The following is a 15110-nucleotide window of genomic DNA, read 5'->3' as shown; positions in this document are numbered from 1 at the left end:
CCCGGCCGGGAGAACTCCGTCGTGGTGGTCACACCGCACCGCCTTCCGCGACCGAGGCGCCCTTGCGGCCGTTGCCGGCGAGCGCCCTGCCCACCCTGCGCTGTTCCGCGGCGAGGTCGGCCCGGCGCACGATCTCGTACGCCACGACGACCGAGAGCACGATGACGCCCTGCATGATCGTCGCGATTTCCTTGGACACGTGAATCTGCTCCAGCGACACCGCGGAAGTGTCCAGGAACGCCCACAGCAGCGCGCCGAACGCGATGCCGCCAGGGTGGTTACGCCCGAGCAGCGCGACCGCGATGCCGGTGAAGCCGTACATCTGGGTCGCGGTGATGCCGTAGCTGTAGTCGCGGCCGAGCAGTTCCGGCATGGCGACCAGACCGGCCACCGCACCCGACAGCAGCATCGCGATGAGCGTCATCTTCTTCGCGCTCACGCCACCGGCCGCGGCGGCGGTCGAGGACTCGCCGCTCGCCTTCAGTTCGAAGCCGAACCTGGTGCGGTTCAACATGAACCAGTACGCGCCGCCGATCACGATCGCGATGAACACGAACCCGAACAGCGTGCCCGACCCGAGCGGGATGCCCGGGATCCGGCCGGACGGCGCGATCACCCTGGTCCCGATGTTGTTGCCGGTCTGCACGCCGAACTGGTCGGCGTTGATCAGGAACGCGATGATGCCGGCGACGATCGCGTTCAGCATGATCGTCGAGATGACCTCGCTGACGCCGCGGGTCACCTTGAGCACCGCCGGGATCGTCGCGTACAGCGCACCGGAAACGATGGCCACCAGCAGGATCACGATGGTGTGGATGACCGGCGGCAGCTGCAGCGCCCCGCCGATGATGGCGGCGACCACCGCGGCGAACCGGTACTGGCCCTCGACGCCGATGTTGAACAGGTTCATCTGGAACCCGATCGCCACGGCGAGACCGGAGAGGTAATACACCGTCGCGAGGTTCACCGTGTCGACCGCGGTGGAACCCTTGAACAGCTGGCCGATCATCGTCCCGTACGCCTGCAACGGGTCGGCGCCGGAGATGACGAGCGCGATCGCGGACAGGACCACTGCGAACGCGATCGCGAGCAGAGGCGGCAAAAGCCGCGTGCGCCACGAACTCATGAGTCTTCACCTTCTTCGGCGCCGGTCATGGCAGAGCCGAGTTCCTGCGGAGTGACGGTGGCGGGGTTGGCCTCGCTGACGAGCCGCCCGCGCAGCATCACGCGAATGGTGTCGGACAGCCCGATCAGCTCGTCGAGGTCCGCGGAAATCAGCAGCACGGCGAGGCCGTCGGCACGCGCCTGACGGATCTGTTCCCAGATCAACGCCTGCGCGCCGACGTCGACACCGCGCGTCGGGTGCGAAGCGATCAGCAGCACCGGGTTCCCGGACAGCTCGCGGCCGACGATCAGCTTCTGCTGGTTCCCGCCGGACAGCGCGGCGGCCGGAACGTCGATGCCGGGCGTGCGGACGTCGTACTCGCGCACGATCCGCTCGGTGTCCTCCCGCGCGCCCGCGATGTTGAGCAACTGCCCGCCGGACACCGGTTCGCGCGTCTGGTAACCGAGAATCCGGTTGACCCACAACGGTTGCGTGAGCAGCAGGCTGTACCGCGTGCGGTCCTCGGCGATGTAGCCGATCCCCGCCTCGCGCCGGGCCAGCGTGCCCATCTTGACCAGGTCGCGGGTCTCGCCGTCCGGCGGAGTCAACTCGATGTGGCCGCCGGACGCCTTGCGCATCCCCATGATCGTCTCGACCAGTTCGGTCTGGCCGTTGCCCTCGACGCCCGCGATGCCGAGCACCTCGCCCGCGTGCACGGTGAAGGAGATGTGGTCCAGCACGTTGCGCTCGGAGCCTTCGGCGGACAGCCGCAGCTCGCGCACCCGCAGGACCTCGCGGTCGGTCACCGTCGACTCGCGCGTCTCCGGGCTCGGCAGCTCCGAACCGACCATCATCTCGGCCAGTTCGCGGCTGGTGATCTTCTTCGGATCCGCGGTGCCGACCGTGGTGCCGCGCCGGATCACGGTGACCGTGTCGGCGATCGCGCGCACCTCGTCGAGCTTGTGCGAGATGAAAAGGAACGTGTAGCCGTCGGCCTGCATCTCGCGGACGGTGGCGAACAGCGCGTCCACTTCCTGCGGAACGAGCACGGCGGTCGGCTCGTCGAGGATGATGATTTTCGCGCCGCGGTAAAGGACTTTCACGATCTCGACGCGCTGGCGGTCGGCGACGCCGAGTTCCTCCAGCAGCGCGTCCGGCTTCGCGTGCAGCCCGGTCCGCTTCGACAATTCCGCGAGCCGGACCCGCGCCGCGCGGCCGATGCCGTGCAGCGGCTCCGCGCCGAGGAACACGTTTTCCGCGACGGTCAGGTTGTCGGCGAGCATGAAGTGCTGGTGCACCATGCCGATCCCGGTGCGGATGGCGTCCTGCGGGTTGCGCAGTTTCACCTCGGCGCCGTTGATGGCGATGCTGCCCTCGTCGGGCTGCTGCATCCCGTACAGGATCTTCATCAGCGTCGACTTGCCCGCGCCGTTCTCGCCGCACAGCGCGTGCACCTCGCCCGCCGCGACGGTGAGGTTGACGTCGGAGTTCGCGACGACGCCGGGGAACCGCTTGGTGATCCCGGTCAGCTGGACGGCCGGCACGCCCCGGTCGGGGACGGCTTCGGCCTCGATCTCGGTCATCGGAGGGGACATCCCGTTCTGTCGAAACGCGTGAGGGCCCGGAAGGAAGATCCTTCCGAGCCCTGACGCGTCGTGAGCGTTACTTGGCCGGCTTGTCCGAAACCTTGATGGCGCCGGAAACGATCTGGGCCTTGTACCCGTCGAGCACGTCCTTGATGTCGTCGACCTTGCCACCGGAGGTGGAGTAGCCGACACCGTCGGACTTGAGGTCGAAGCGCTTCGGCACCGTGCTCAGGTCGCCCTTCGCGACGGCCTGCAGGTACTCGAACACCGCGACGTCGACGCGCTTGATCATCGACGTGATGATGATGTCCTTGTCGGCGGCGACCGTCTTCTGGTTGTACTGGTCGGAGTCGACGCCGATGGCCAGCGCGTTGTTCTGCTTCGCCGCGTCGAACACGCCCTTACCGGAGGCGCCGGCGGCGTGGTAGACGACGTCCGCGCCGCGGGAGATCTCCGCGGCGGCCTTCGCGTTGCCCTTCGGCGGGTCCTGGAAACCGGAGAAGTCACCGGCAGGCGTCAGGTACTCGTCCTCGACCTTGATCTTGCTCGAAACGGCCTTCGCGCCCTGCAGGAAGCCCGCCTCGAACTTCTGGATCAGCGGGGTGTTCACGCCGCCGACGAAGCCGACGTGGCACTTCTTGCTCTTGTACGCGGCGGCGACGCCGGCCAGGAACGAGCCCTGCTCCTCGGCGAAGACCAGCGGCGTGACGTTCGGCAGGGTGATCGAGTCGTCGTCGACGATCGCGAACTTGGTGTTCGGGTACTTCGCGGCGACGGCCTTCACCGACTGCGCGTAAGCGAAACCGACCGCGACGATCGGGTTCATGCCCTGCTGCGCCATCTGCTCGAGCCGCTGCTGCTTGGCGGCTTCGCTCTCGCTCGCGCTCGCGGTGCTCTCGTTGACGGTCGGGACGCCGAGGTCGGACTTCGCCCGGTCGGTGCCCGCGGCGGCCGCGTCGTTGAAGGAAGCGTCACCGCGACCGCCGACGTCGAAGGCCAGGCCGACCTTGAGCTTGCTGCCGTCGACCTTGCCCGAGGCGGCGCTGCTGCTCGTGGCTGCGGCCGGAGCGGCGGCGGGCGGCTTCGGGGCGGTGATGCAGTTCGAGCCCGAATTACCGTCCGAACCGGACGCGTTGTTGTTGCTTCCCCCGGTGTCCTTCGCGCACCCGGCCAGTGCAAGCACCCCGGCCATGGTCGCGGCGGCCAGCGCGGTTCCACGCATGCGACGCAACGTGTGTCTCCCTCCCCGCTGATCCAGCGGACGATCCAGGAACGGCCCGGTCACGGTCGCCCGGGCTCAACTGGCAGACCGTACCCAACCGCCGGGTAACCGCCATAGGAACGGCACGCTACGTAACACAAACGTTTACTCGGAGGCTCGATCCGCGACCATTCCGGCGCCGACCGTGATCAACAGGCCTCGCCTATCCCCCCACGCTCACTCACCGTGGCGCCCTTTCGCCCGGGAAAGGTCCGTGAAGGGAACCCTAGGGGAATCAGAGGCCCTCAGGGTTCCCCTCACGGACCGCTTCGACGTGCTCCAGACCACACGTCCGAGTGGTCTGCCGTGGTCACCGGTGTCTGGTCTGTCACAGAGAGGAACCCGGAGGTGAGCCGCGCGTATGGGTCGGGTCTAGCATCCATGCATCCACGCTCGATGGCCCCTGATCTCGGCACCGTCGCCGGAGTTGTCCCCAGTGGACCGACCCCGGCCGCGGGTGCGGACCTCACCGGTCACCCGGGCACGACAGTCATGACGTTGGAGGCCGTTCACCGATGTCCACCACGGCGAGCACTGCCACCGAAAGCGGGGCAGGAGCTAGCGATCGGGCGGGTGCCTCACGCCGGCAGGGAACTTTCTACCGGGGCGACCCCGGCATGTGGTCCTGGGTGCTTCACCGCATCACCGGCGTGCTGACCTTTTTCTTCCTGTTCGTGCACGTGCTCGACACCGCGCTCGTGCGCGTGTCGCCGAACACCTACGACCAGGTCATCGAGACGTACAAGACGCCGATCGTGAACCTGCTCGAGGTCGGCCTTGTCGGCGCGGTGCTGTTCCACGCCCTCAACGGGCTGCGCGTCCTGCTGGTCGACTTCTGGGCCAAGGGCCCGAAGTACCAGAAGACGATGCTCTGGGTCATCGGCGTCGTGTGGGTGGTCGTGATGGTTCCGGGTGCGTTCTTCATGCTGAAGCGCACCGTCGAGACGCTTTTCGGGGGTGCCTGATCCCATGGCCGACGCTCTGATCCTCGAGAAGCCGCGCTCGCCGCGGCGTCCGTCCGCCCGGCGCAGCAACTTCGAGCTCTACAGCTGGCTGTTCATGCGCATCTCCGGGCTCGCGCTGATCATCCTGGTGCTGGGCCACCTGTTCATCATGAACATCCTCGACGGCGGCGTGCACCGCATCAACTGGGGCTTCGTCGCCGGCCGCTGGGCCTCGCCGTTCTGGCAGTTCTGGGACCTGGCGATGCTGTGGCTCGCCGAGATCCACGGCGGCAACGGCCTGCGCACGATCATCGACGACTACGCGCGCAAGGACTCCACCCGGTTCTGGCTGAAGATCCTGCTCTACGTCTCGATGGCGCTCATCCTGGCCGTCGGCACGATGGTGATCTTCACGTTCGACCCCGAGATGCCTGCCTCCTGAGGCGCACCCACCACTAGCCAGCGGAGTCTTTCCCTATGCAGTTCCACAAGTACGACGTGGTGATCGTCGGCGCGGGCGGCGCCGGCATGCGCGCGGCCATCGAGTCCGGTCAGCGCGCCCGCACCGCGGTCCTCACCAAGCTGTACCCGACCCGGTCCCACACCGGCGCGGCACAGGGCGGCATGTGCGCCGCGCTGGCCAACGTCGAAGAGGACAACTGGGAGTGGCACACCTTCGACACCGTCAAGGGCGGTGACTACCTCGTCGACCAGGACGCCGCGGAGATCATGGCCAAGGAGGCCATCGACGCCGTCCTCGACCTGGAGAAGATGGGCCTCCCGTTCAACCGGACGCCCGAGGGCAAGATCGACCAGCGCCGCTTCGGCGGGCACACCCGCGACCACGGCAAGGCCGCGGTGCGCCGCGCCTGCTACGCCGCGGACCGCACCGGGCACATGATTCTCCAGACGCTGTACCAAAACTGCGTCAAGCACGGCACCGAGTTCTTCAACGAGTTCTACGTGCTCGACCTGGTCCTGTCCGAGGGCGAGGACGGCAACCCGATCGCGTCGGGCGTGGTCGCCTACGAGCTGGCCACCGGCGAGCTGCACGTGTTCCAGGCGAAGTCGATCGTGTTCGCCACCGGCGGCGCGGGCAAGATCTTCAAGACCACCTCGAACGCGCACACCCTGACCGGCGACGGCCTCGGCATCATCTTCCGCAAGGGCCTTCCGCTGGAGGACATGGAGTTCTTCCAGTTCCACCCGACCGGCCTGGCCGGCCTCGGCATCCTGATCTCCGAGGCCGTGCGCGGCGAGGGCGGCATCCTCCGCAACGCCGACGGCGAGCGGTTCATGGAGCGCTACGCCCCCACCATCAAGGACCTCGCGCCGCGCGACATCGTCGCCCGGTCGATGGTCCAGGAGGTGCTGCAGGGCCGCGGCTGCGGGCCGAACAAGGACTACGTCGTCCTCGACGTGACCCACCTTCCGGTCGAGGTCCTCGAGACCAAGCTGCCGGACATCACCGAGTTCTCCCGCACCTACCTGGGCGTCGACCCGGTCAAGGAGCCGGTGCCGGTGTTCCCGACGTGCCACTACGTCATGGGCGGCATCCCGACGAACATCCACGGCGAGGCGCTGCGCGACAACGAGCACGTCATCCCTGGCCTGTACGCCGCGGGCGAGGTCGCCTGCGTGTCGGTGCACGGTTCGAACCGCCTCGGCACGAATTCGCTGCTGGACATCAACGTGTTCGGCCGCCGCGCGGGCATCGCCGCCGCGGAGTACGCGCTGGCGCACGACCACGTCGAACTCCCGGAGAGCCCGACCACCCTGGTCGAGGAACAGCTGGAGCTGCTGCTGTCGGAGCACGGCGACGAGCGCGTCGCCGACATCCGCAAGGAAATGCAGCAGACGATGGACTCGCACGCTTCGGTGTACCGCACCGAGGACACGCTGAAGCAGGCGCTGACCGACATCCAGGCGCTCAAGGAGCGCTACCAGCGGATCACCGTGGCGGACAAGGGCAAGCGGTACAACACCGACCTGCTCGAGGCCGTCGAACTCGGCTTCCTGCTGGAGCTGGCCGAGGTGCTGGTCGTCGGCGCGATCGCGCGCAAGGAGTCCCGCGGCGGCCACGCCCGCGAGGACTACCCGAACCGCGACGACACGAACTTCATGCGGCACACCATGGCCTACAAGCAGGGCGAGGGGCTGTCGTCCGACATCCGGCTCGACTACAAGCCGGTCACCTTCACCCGCTACGAACCGATGGAGCGGAAGTACTGATGACGACGGCCACCCCAGAGGCGCCCTCCTCCAAGGCGTCCGACGAGCACACGCCGATCCAGGTCACGCTGAAGATCCTGCGGTTCAACCCGGAGGTCGATCAGGAGCCGCACTGGGAGACCTACGACGTCCCGGCGCAGCCGACCGACCGCGTGCTGAACCTGCTGTTCTATGTGAAGGACTACATCGACGGCACGTTCTCCTTCCGCCGCTCGTGCGCGCACGGCGTGTGCGGTTCGGACGCGATGCAGATCAACGGGATCAACCGGTTGGCCTGCAAGGTGCTGCTGAAGGACCTGCTCGCGAAGAACGGCAAGAAGACCGAGATCACCATCGCCCCGATCAAGGGCCTGACGACGTTGAAGGACCTCTACGTCGACATGGACCCGTTCTTCGAGGCGTACCGGGCGATCAAGCCGTACCTGATCACCTACGGCAACGAGCCGACCCGCGAGCGGATCCAGTCCCAGGCCGACCGCAACCGGTTCGACGACACCACCAAGTGCATCCTGTGCGCCTGCTGCACGTCGTCCTGCCCGGTCTACTGGAACGACGGCTCGTACTTCGGCCCGGCGGCGATCGTCAACGCCCACCGCTTCATCTTCGACTCCCGCGACGAGGGCGCCGAGGAGCGGCTGGACATCCTGAACGACGGTGAGGGCGTGTGGCGCTGCCGCACGACGTTCAACTGCACCGACGCCTGCCCGCGCGGGATCCAGGTGACGAAGGCGATTCAGGAAGTGAAGCGCGCGCTGCTGTTTAAGCGCGTCTGATCTTCGAAGGTCCGTGAGGGGAACCCTGAGGGAATCTGATTCCCTCAGGGTTCCCCTCACGGACGTCAGTGGACTGCGTCGAGGGCGTTGACGAGACCACGCCCGTAATACGAGTTGTTCTGCTTCGGCCCTTCACACGCCGAAACATCGCAAGCCACCGGATCCGCCTCCGCGGTAAGCAAAGCCGCCAAAGCGCGCGGCGGCGCGTTCCGATGCGTAGAAGCCAGCAGAGCCGCAACCCCAGCCGCATGCGGGGAAGCCATTGAGGTGCCGCACTTCGTCCCGTAAGCGCCGTTGAAAATCGTCGACAGCGGGCATCCTGCGCCCTGCCCGGAAGGCGGTGCCTGGCCCGAATCCCCGCCCGGCGCGGTGACGGTGACCGAGCCGTAGTTGGAGTAGTAAGCCTTCGTCCCGGCGTAACCAACCGCGGACACCGTCACCACGCCGTCGATCGCCTTCGGCAGGATGCCGCACGAAGAGTCAATCTTGTGTGGACGGTTCGGGTCGACAGTCTGCGTACGGACGTCGAAGCCGGAGTTGCCCGCCGCAGCGACGTTGAGAGTCCCGCGCTGCGTCGAGTAAGTGACAGCGCGCCGTACGGCCTCGTACGCGGCAGCGTCGCCTGCTTCGTTGCGGCAGTAGAACATCCCGGGGTCGATGTAGTAGCTGTTGTTCGTCACCTGAAAGCCGTGCTGCCCGGCCCAGACGAAGCCGCAGACGGCCGCCTCCGGGAAGATGTAGCCGTCGTCGTTTACGACCTTCACTGACGCCAACCGCACGCCCGGCGCGATGCCGGTGAAGCCGCGCTTAACGTCCTTGCCCGCGATGGTGCCGGCGACGTGTGTGCCGTGGTCGGAGTTCGTCGGTGTCCACGCGGAAGCATCAGGCGCGCCAGTGACACAGCCGGTCGACGACTGCGGGTCCACCGCGTGCGCGAGAGCGGGGTGCTTGGCGTCGATGCCGGAATCCAGCACCCCGACGGTGACCGATCGCGAACCGGGGTTGATCTTGTTCGCTTCCGGCGCGTGGATCGCACGCATGTCCCACTGCTGAGTCGACAAATCGTCACCGGCGGCGACGCTCTCCGTCCGCTCCAGCATTCCGATCGCCGAGCGCGATCCGGCTCGGGCGGCGGCCTTCGCGGCGACGTCCTTGCCCGCCGAGTACGCCCGCTTCACGCCGAGCCGGTCGGCGAAATCCGCGTTGCGCGAGCTGGCGACCGCGACGCCGATCTCCGGGTAGTACGCGATCCGCTCGCCGCATTTGGCGCTCAGCTCCGCGTCGACCGAACGCTGCTTCTCGCTCGGTTGGTACAGCACGACATAGCTGTACTGGGCGCTGGTGGTGTCACACGACGGCGCGGGCGCGGCGGACGCTGGCACGGCCACCGTGCCGGCGGCGACCCCGGCCACCGCGATCGGAACGAGCAATCGACGTAAACGGGACATTTAGCCTCCATGGTCGGACGCCCGAAACTAAGCCAGCCCGGCCGCGTCCCGCCACCGACCAAAGGACTCATCCCCGCATCAGGTGTTCGCTCGCTCCTTCGAGGTCGCCCGAACGCCGCGCCAGCCGAGCACCCCGATGGCGGTGCCGAGCACGAACGACACCACGGTCAGCACCGCGTGCACGATGAAGTACCCAGTGGGTGAACCGTCGGCCGCCCAGGACTGGTTGCTGGCCCACAGATTCTTCGCGAACGTGATCCAAATGATCCAGGACCAGATGCCGAAAGCGAACAAGGCCATCGCTGTACCTCGTGAAATGCGCATGTCTCGAGTATGCCGCCGGACCATCGGCGCTAGATTGCGTGGGTGCACCCTGCTTTCGCCCGGTCGCTGCGAGCATTCGCCGCGCCACTCGCCGCAGCCCTCGTAGCCGTCGCCGCGCCTGTCGCCCTCGCCGCACCGGCGATGGCGGAGCAATGCACCGAGCACGCCGCGCCGCCGGCTCCGGTGGACACCTCGGAGAAGCCGAAGCCGGGCCAGACCGTCCCGCCGCCGCTTCCGATGCCCGCCCAGCCGGTCGGCGGCGACCGTTTGGGCGGCTGCGGCCCGATCCTCCCGGCGGGCGCGCCCGCGCTGCCTCCTGGCGACACCTCGGCGTCATGGGTCCTGCAGGATCTCGACACCGGCGCGGTCGTCGCGGCGAAGGACCCGCACGCACGCGAGCGGCCGGCGTCGCTGATCAAGACGCTGCTGGCGCTGGTGGTGGTCACCGAGCTGAAGCCGGACCAAATCATCGTCCCGACGAAGGAGGACGCCGAGCAGGAGTGCACCTGCGTCGGCATCACCGCGGGCGGGCACTACACGGTGGACCAGCTGCTGCACGGCCTGCTGATGCACTCGGGCAACGACGTCGCGCACGCCTTCGCGACGGCGCTGGGCGGCGTCGACGCGGCAGTCGTCAAGATGAACGCGCTCGCCGCCCGCATCGGCGCGACCGATACCCGCGCGGCGACCCCGTCCGGCCTCGACGGACCGGGCATGTCGACCTCGGCGTACGACCTGAGCCTGGTCTTCCACTACGCGATGAAGCAGCCGGAATTCGCCAAGGCGGTCGCGACGAAGAATTACACGATCCCGGCGATCGACGGGAAGCCGCCGATCCCGGTGTTCAACGACAACAAACTGCTCGGCGTGTATCCCGGTTTCCTCGGCGGGAAAACGGGCTTCACCGACGACGCGCGGCACACCTACGTCGGCGGCGCGGAACGCGACGGCCACCGCCTCGCGATCGTGATGATGCGGGCCGAACAGCGCCCGACGAAGGTGGTCGACCAGGCGGCGAAACTGCTCGACTACGGCTTCGCGCTGGAGAAGAGCGGCGCGCAGCCGGTCGGTCGGATCGCCTACCAGCCGCTGAGCGCCGACGCCGCCCCGATGTCGGACAAGCAGGTCACCCCCGCCGGCGCGACGACCGCGGCGGCGGAGAAGCCGGACCCGTTCGGCACGACCGGCTGGGTGCTGACGGTGATCGTGCTGGTGATCATCGTGGCCGGGTTCGTCATCGGCTATCAGCGAAAGCGCAACGCCCGCGCGTAACGACCAGTTTTAGGTCCGTGAAGGACGCCTTGGGGAAATCAGATTTCCCCAAGGCGTCCTTCGCGAAGAGAGTCAGCCCTTCCGCCTGCCTAGCCACGCCAGCAGCGCGCCAGCACTGAACGCACCGGCCACGGAACCGAGACCCAACCCGGTCTGCACCGTCACCCGCGGCTCCAGCAACACCGGAGCGGGCGGCTGCACCACGCGTCGCTGGTTCTCCCGTGCGGTCGCCGTCCACGCCGTCACCAGCAGCAGGAACCGCGACACCAGGTTCGCGAACACCAGCAAGCCGATCACCGGCCCGAACAACGCGAACGACGGCGACTTCGTGACGCTAGCCAGGTAGACCGTCGCCACCTGCTGCAGGATCACGAACCCGACAGACGCGAAAATCGCGCCCTTGACCGCGCTCCGCAGCGCGACGTGCTCGCGCGGCAGCCGGGCGATCACCCACAGGAAAACCAGCGCGTTGGCGAGCAGGCTGAGCACGATCGTCGCGGCGTGGAGCAGGAACTTCGCCCACCCCTGGCCTTCCAGCCCGACCAGTTCCAGCAGCAGTTCGCCGAGGCCGCTGCCCGCCGCGGTGATCGCGAACGACACGATCAGCGCCAGCCCGAGCCCGACCAGCGACAGCAGGTCCTTGATCGTCTTGCCGACGAACGGTTCCGTCTTCTTCTCCTGGCCCCACTGCGCGGTGAGCGCGTCGCGGAGGTTGGCCATCCAGCCGATGCCGGAGTAGAGCGCCAGCAGCAACCCGAAGATCCCGATGCCGCTGCCGGACTTCAGCGCGGTGTCGGTGATCTGCGTGACCAGGCCGCGCAGGCCTTCGGGGACCGAACTGTCGATCCCGTGCGTGATCTGGTCGATCACCGCGGTGTTGTGCCCGAGCGCCATGCCGACGATCGCGAACGCCACCATGAAGATCGGGAACACCGACAGCACGCTGAAGTAGGTGATCGCCGCCGCGTAATGGTTGCCGTAGTTTTCGTTGAAGGAGTCGTTGGCGCGGATCAGGTGATCCAGCCACGGGTACTTCCGCCGCAGCCGGGGCAGCAGCTTTTCCTTGTCACCGGTCTCTTTCGCCACCGGAAAACGCTAACCACGGCGACCGGGCGCCGCAACGCGAGCGTGCCCGCGCGGTTACCGGTCGCGATCAGCGGGCGGGCAGGAACCCGATCCGCTCGTAGACCGACGCGAGCGTGGCCGACGCGACCTCGCGCGCCCGGTGCGCGCCCGCGGCGAGGATCCGTTCCAGCTCGGCGACATCGTCCAAATAGGACTGGACGCTCTCCTGAAGCGGCGTGACCCAGTCGACGAGCACCTCGGCGAGATCCTTCTTGAGATCGCCGTAACCCTTGCCCTCGTAAGCGGTTTCGAGGTCTTCGACGGTGCGGTCGGTCAGCGCCGAGTAGATGGTCAGCAGGTTGGAGACGCCCGCCTTCTCCTCGCGGTCGAACCGGACCTCGCGGCCGGTGTCGGTGACCGCGGAACGGATCTTCTTCGCCGAGCGCTTCGGGTCTTCCAGCAGTTCGATGAGCCCGTTGGCGGTCGCCGCCGACTTGCTCATCTTCGCCGTCGGTTCCTGCAGGTCGTAGATCTTGGCGGTGTCCTTGACGATGAACGGCTCCGGCATGACGAACGTCTTGCCGAACCGGCTGTTGAACCGCTGCGCGAGGTTGCGGGTCAGCTCGAGATGCTGCCGCTGGTCCTCGCCGACCGGCACCGCGTTGGTCTGGTACAGCAGGATGTCCGCGGCCATCAGCACCGGGTAGGTGAACAGGCCGACGCTCGCGTGGTCGCTGCCCTGTTTGGCGGCCTTGTCCTTGAACTGCGTCATCCGCCCGGCCTCGCCGAAGCCGGTCTGGCATTCGAGCACCCAGCTCAGCTGAGCGTGCTCGGGCACGTGGCTCTGCACGAACAGCGCGCTGCGCGCCGGGTCGACCCCGATGGCGAGCAGCTGTGCGGCTGAGCGCCGCGTCCGCTCCAGCAGCACCTTCGGGTCCTGCTCGACGGTGATCGCGTGCAGGTCGACGACGCAGTAGAAGGTCTCGTGGGTGTCCTGCAGCCGCACCCACTGACGCAGGGCGCCGAGGTAGTTGCCGAGGTGGAAGGAGTCGGCAGTCGGCTGGATCCCGGAAAGCACCCGCAGGCGCCCGTTCTGTTCGTCGGACACGCCGAGATTCTTTCAGGCTGCGAAGGAGGCGGCGCCGCGGGCCTAGCGGTTCGCGGGGCGGATGGGACGTTTCGGCGGCCTCCGCCCGGGTACCTGTCTCTGGGAAGAGGCTGCCGACGAAGCGTTACTCGGGGATCCATGGGGAAGAAGTTGAAGCTCAGACCGCCAGGACTGCCGCGGCCCGCTGGCGATCCAGCACCGCCCAGGCCGCAAGGAAGTCGCTGACGCAAGCCCGGAGCCGCGGGAGATTTCGACTGCCGGAGAACCGGCCTGCCGACTAGGACTGCCGCAGGTTCAGCGCGGCCGGAGCCGGTTCCAGCGGCCGGACCGGCTCCTCGTCGAGAGCCCCGGCGGCAGCCACCGCTTCGATCGCCTTCGTACGCGCCTTGCGCCGCTGCCGGACGACGCCCAGCGCCATCCCGATGACGCCGAAGCCCACCGCGACCAGCCCGACCGGTCCGAGCATCCCGAACCCGGTCGACGTCGTCTCCGCCCGGGCGACACCGTCGTCCGCGAAAGCCGCCGCGCCCGTTCCGGCGGCCGCGATCAGGATCGTCGCCAGCACCGCCAGGACGCGCCCGCCCGCCACCGCCAGGGAACGGGCGGAAGCCGCTGCGAAACGGCCGGAACGCCTGCTGTCGACCGCCAGAGCACCGCGACCGTCCCGCGCCGAGCCGCGAACCGAAGTCCGCTCGGCCGCCTCCGCGCCGGGCACCCCTGATGGGGTGACGGACGCGTGAAGCGCTGGACGGCCAAGAGCCAGCGTGGACCGTGTCACGAACCGGCCTGCGTTGCGCACCGGAGTGCCTCCCGCGAGGTGACTGTTCTGAGTGAGCTTCTCACCCGTAAGGATGAGTTCTCGACGTGCTACTGGTCAGAAAACTACCGAGCGTGTCAAGACCTGTCGGATCTGATCAACTCGGGTGCCGAGGCTAGCGCCCACTCAGGGAGTAACCGTGGCCACCCCTGCCGTCTCGGTGTCGTCGGTGGTCAGCGCTGTGCGTCGTTCGCGGAACCACGCACAGTGTGCTCAACCCCGGCGAAACCGGACGGAATCACCCCTCAGCACAAACCCGAACTACTCTCCGCAGGTTATTCACCAACTAGTCACCAGGAGGAAACCAGGCTCAGCCCGGGAACGGCACGTCGTACTTCGCGGTGACCGGCGCGTGGTCCGACCAGCGCTGGTCGTAGGACTCTGCCCGTTCGACCACTACCGACTTCACCTTCTCCGCGAGGCCGGGGGTCGCCAGCTGGCAGTCGATGCGCCAGCCCGAGTCGTTGTCGAACGCCTTGCCCCGGTAGGACCACCACGTGTACGGACCGGGACCCTCGGGGTCGAGCCGGCGCTGGACGTCGGTGTAGCCCGCCTCGTAGACGCGGCCCAGCCACTCGCGTTCCTCGGGCAGGAAGCCGGAGTTCTTCTGGTTGCCGCGCCAGTTCTTGAGATCGACCGTGTCGTAGGCGATGTTCCAGTCGCCCACCACGACGACCTCGCGCCCCTCCGCGGCCGACTTCGCGCGCAGTTCGACCAGGTACGGCAGGAACGCGGCCATGAAGCGTTCCTTCTCGTCCTGGCGCTCGGTGCCGACGTCGCCGCTCGGCAGGTACAAGCTCGCCACCACCACGCCGGGCAGGTGCATTTCCAGGTACCGCCCGCTGTCCTCGAACTCAGGCTCGCCGAACCCGGTCCGCACCTCGTCCGGCTCGACGCGGCTGTACAGCGAGACCCCGTTGCGTCCCTTCGCGACCGAAGGCGCGTGCGCGGCGAACCACCCCTCCGGCGCGACGACGGACGCGGGCAGTTGCGCGGCCTCGGCCCGCACCTCCTGACACGCGACGACATCCGCCTCAGTGGCGGCCAGCCACTCGACGAAGCCCTTCTTGACGGCGGCCCGGAGGCCATTGACGTTGACAGTGGAGACGATCAGCACCCCGCGCACGCTACCCGCCGGGTCCGACAATTTTCCGGGCACGGCGGGTCCGGCGAGG

Annotated in this window: 14 protein-coding genes; 5 read left to right on the top strand and 9 right to left on the bottom strand. The window is 67.8% G+C overall.

Annotated elements, in window-relative coordinates:
• Positions 1–28: 28 nt before the first annotated feature.
• The 3 genes from ACZ7SW_RS25310 to ACZ7SW_RS25300 all read right to left on the bottom strand — a co-directional run bounded on the left by ACZ7SW_RS25310 (position 29) and on the right by ACZ7SW_RS25300 (position 3913).
• Complete coding sequence (locus ACZ7SW_RS25310) at positions 29–1126, bottom strand: ABC transporter permease (protein ID WP_470232826.1); 1098 nt, start codon at positions 1124–1126, stop codon at positions 29–31.
• Entirely contained in the window at positions 1123–2688 is a 1566-nt protein-coding gene (locus ACZ7SW_RS25305; RefSeq protein ID WP_470232825.1) for an ABC transporter ATP-binding protein, read from the bottom strand. The genes ACZ7SW_RS25310 and ACZ7SW_RS25305 overlap by 4 nt, the downstream gene beginning before the upstream one ends.
• A 79-nt stretch (positions 2689–2767) precedes the next feature.
• A complete protein-coding gene (locus tag ACZ7SW_RS25300; RefSeq protein ID WP_470232824.1) occupies positions 2768–3913 on the bottom strand; it encodes a BMP family lipoprotein in 1146 nt (381 codons plus the stop codon).
• A 554-nt stretch (positions 3914–4467) separates the two neighbouring features.
• Here ACZ7SW_RS25300 and sdhC point away from each other — a divergent pair.
• Genes sdhC through ACZ7SW_RS25280 form a run of 4 tightly spaced genes read left to right on the top strand, consistent with a single transcriptional unit; the run spans position 4468 to position 7901 of the window.
• On the top strand, positions 4468–4917 hold the full coding sequence (gene sdhC / locus ACZ7SW_RS25295) for a succinate dehydrogenase, cytochrome b556 subunit (RefSeq protein ID WP_078870582.1): 450 nt from the start codon (positions 4468–4470) through the stop codon (positions 4915–4917).
• A gap of 4 nt (positions 4918–4921) precedes the next feature.
• The gene (locus tag ACZ7SW_RS25290) at positions 4922–5338 is read left to right on the top strand and encodes a succinate dehydrogenase hydrophobic membrane anchor subunit (protein WP_067589564.1); all 417 of its coding nucleotides are present in this window, start codon (positions 4922–4924) and stop codon (positions 5336–5338) included.
• Between the two features lie 35 nt (positions 5339–5373).
• A complete protein-coding gene (gene sdhA, locus ACZ7SW_RS25285; RefSeq protein ID WP_470232823.1) occupies positions 5374–7128 on the top strand; it encodes a succinate dehydrogenase flavoprotein subunit in 1755 nt (584 codons plus the stop codon).
• Entirely contained in the window at positions 7128–7901 is a 774-nt protein-coding gene (locus ACZ7SW_RS25280) for a succinate dehydrogenase iron-sulfur subunit (RefSeq protein ID WP_470232822.1), read from the top strand. The genes sdhA and ACZ7SW_RS25280 overlap by 1 nt, the downstream gene beginning before the upstream one ends.
• Before the next feature lie 65 nt (positions 7902–7966).
• On the opposite strand, the gene ACZ7SW_RS25275 is transcribed toward ACZ7SW_RS25280, so the two are convergent.
• Together ACZ7SW_RS25275 and ACZ7SW_RS25270 are read right to left on the bottom strand one after the other, a co-directional pair.
• Complete coding sequence (locus ACZ7SW_RS25275) at positions 7967–9349, bottom strand: S8 family peptidase (RefSeq protein ID WP_470232821.1); 1383 nt, start codon at positions 9347–9349, stop codon at positions 7967–7969.
• A 78-nt stretch (positions 9350–9427) separates the two neighbouring features.
• Complete coding sequence (locus ACZ7SW_RS25270; RefSeq protein ID WP_470232820.1) at positions 9428–9673, bottom strand: SCO4848 family membrane protein; 246 nt, start codon at positions 9671–9673, stop codon at positions 9428–9430.
• A gap of 42 nt (positions 9674–9715) precedes the next feature.
• On the opposite strand from ACZ7SW_RS25270, the gene ACZ7SW_RS25265 reads away from it, so the two are divergent.
• The gene (locus ACZ7SW_RS25265) at positions 9716–10945 is read left to right on the top strand and encodes a D-alanyl-D-alanine carboxypeptidase family protein (protein ID WP_470232819.1); all 1230 of its coding nucleotides are present in this window, start codon (positions 9716–9718) and stop codon (positions 10943–10945) included.
• A gap of 72 nt (positions 10946–11017) precedes the next feature.
• On the opposite strand, the gene ACZ7SW_RS25260 is transcribed toward ACZ7SW_RS25265, so the two are convergent.
• From ACZ7SW_RS25260 to ACZ7SW_RS25245, 4 genes are all read right to left on the bottom strand, one after another.
• A complete protein-coding gene (locus ACZ7SW_RS25260) occupies positions 11018–12031 on the bottom strand; it encodes a YhjD/YihY/BrkB family envelope integrity protein (protein WP_470232818.1) in 1014 nt (337 codons plus the stop codon).
• 67 nt (positions 12032–12098) lie between these two features.
• A complete protein-coding gene (trpS, locus tag ACZ7SW_RS25255; RefSeq protein ID WP_470232817.1) occupies positions 12099–13118 on the bottom strand; it encodes a tryptophan--tRNA ligase in 1020 nt (339 codons plus the stop codon).
• A 277-nt stretch (positions 13119–13395) separates the two neighbouring features.
• Positions 13396–13833: a hypothetical protein gene (locus ACZ7SW_RS25250; RefSeq protein ID WP_470232816.1), complete on the bottom strand. Its 438-nt coding sequence runs from the start codon at positions 13831–13833 to the stop codon at positions 13396–13398.
• 412 nt (positions 13834–14245) lie between these two features.
• A complete protein-coding gene (locus ACZ7SW_RS25245; RefSeq protein WP_470232867.1) occupies positions 14246–15061 on the bottom strand; it encodes an exodeoxyribonuclease III in 816 nt (271 codons plus the stop codon).
• Positions 15062–15110 lie beyond the last annotated feature (49 nt).

It is taken from the genome of Amycolatopsis sp. NPDC114484 (assembly GCF_055633755.1).
This window is presented reverse-complemented; position numbering and strand designations above follow the sequence as displayed.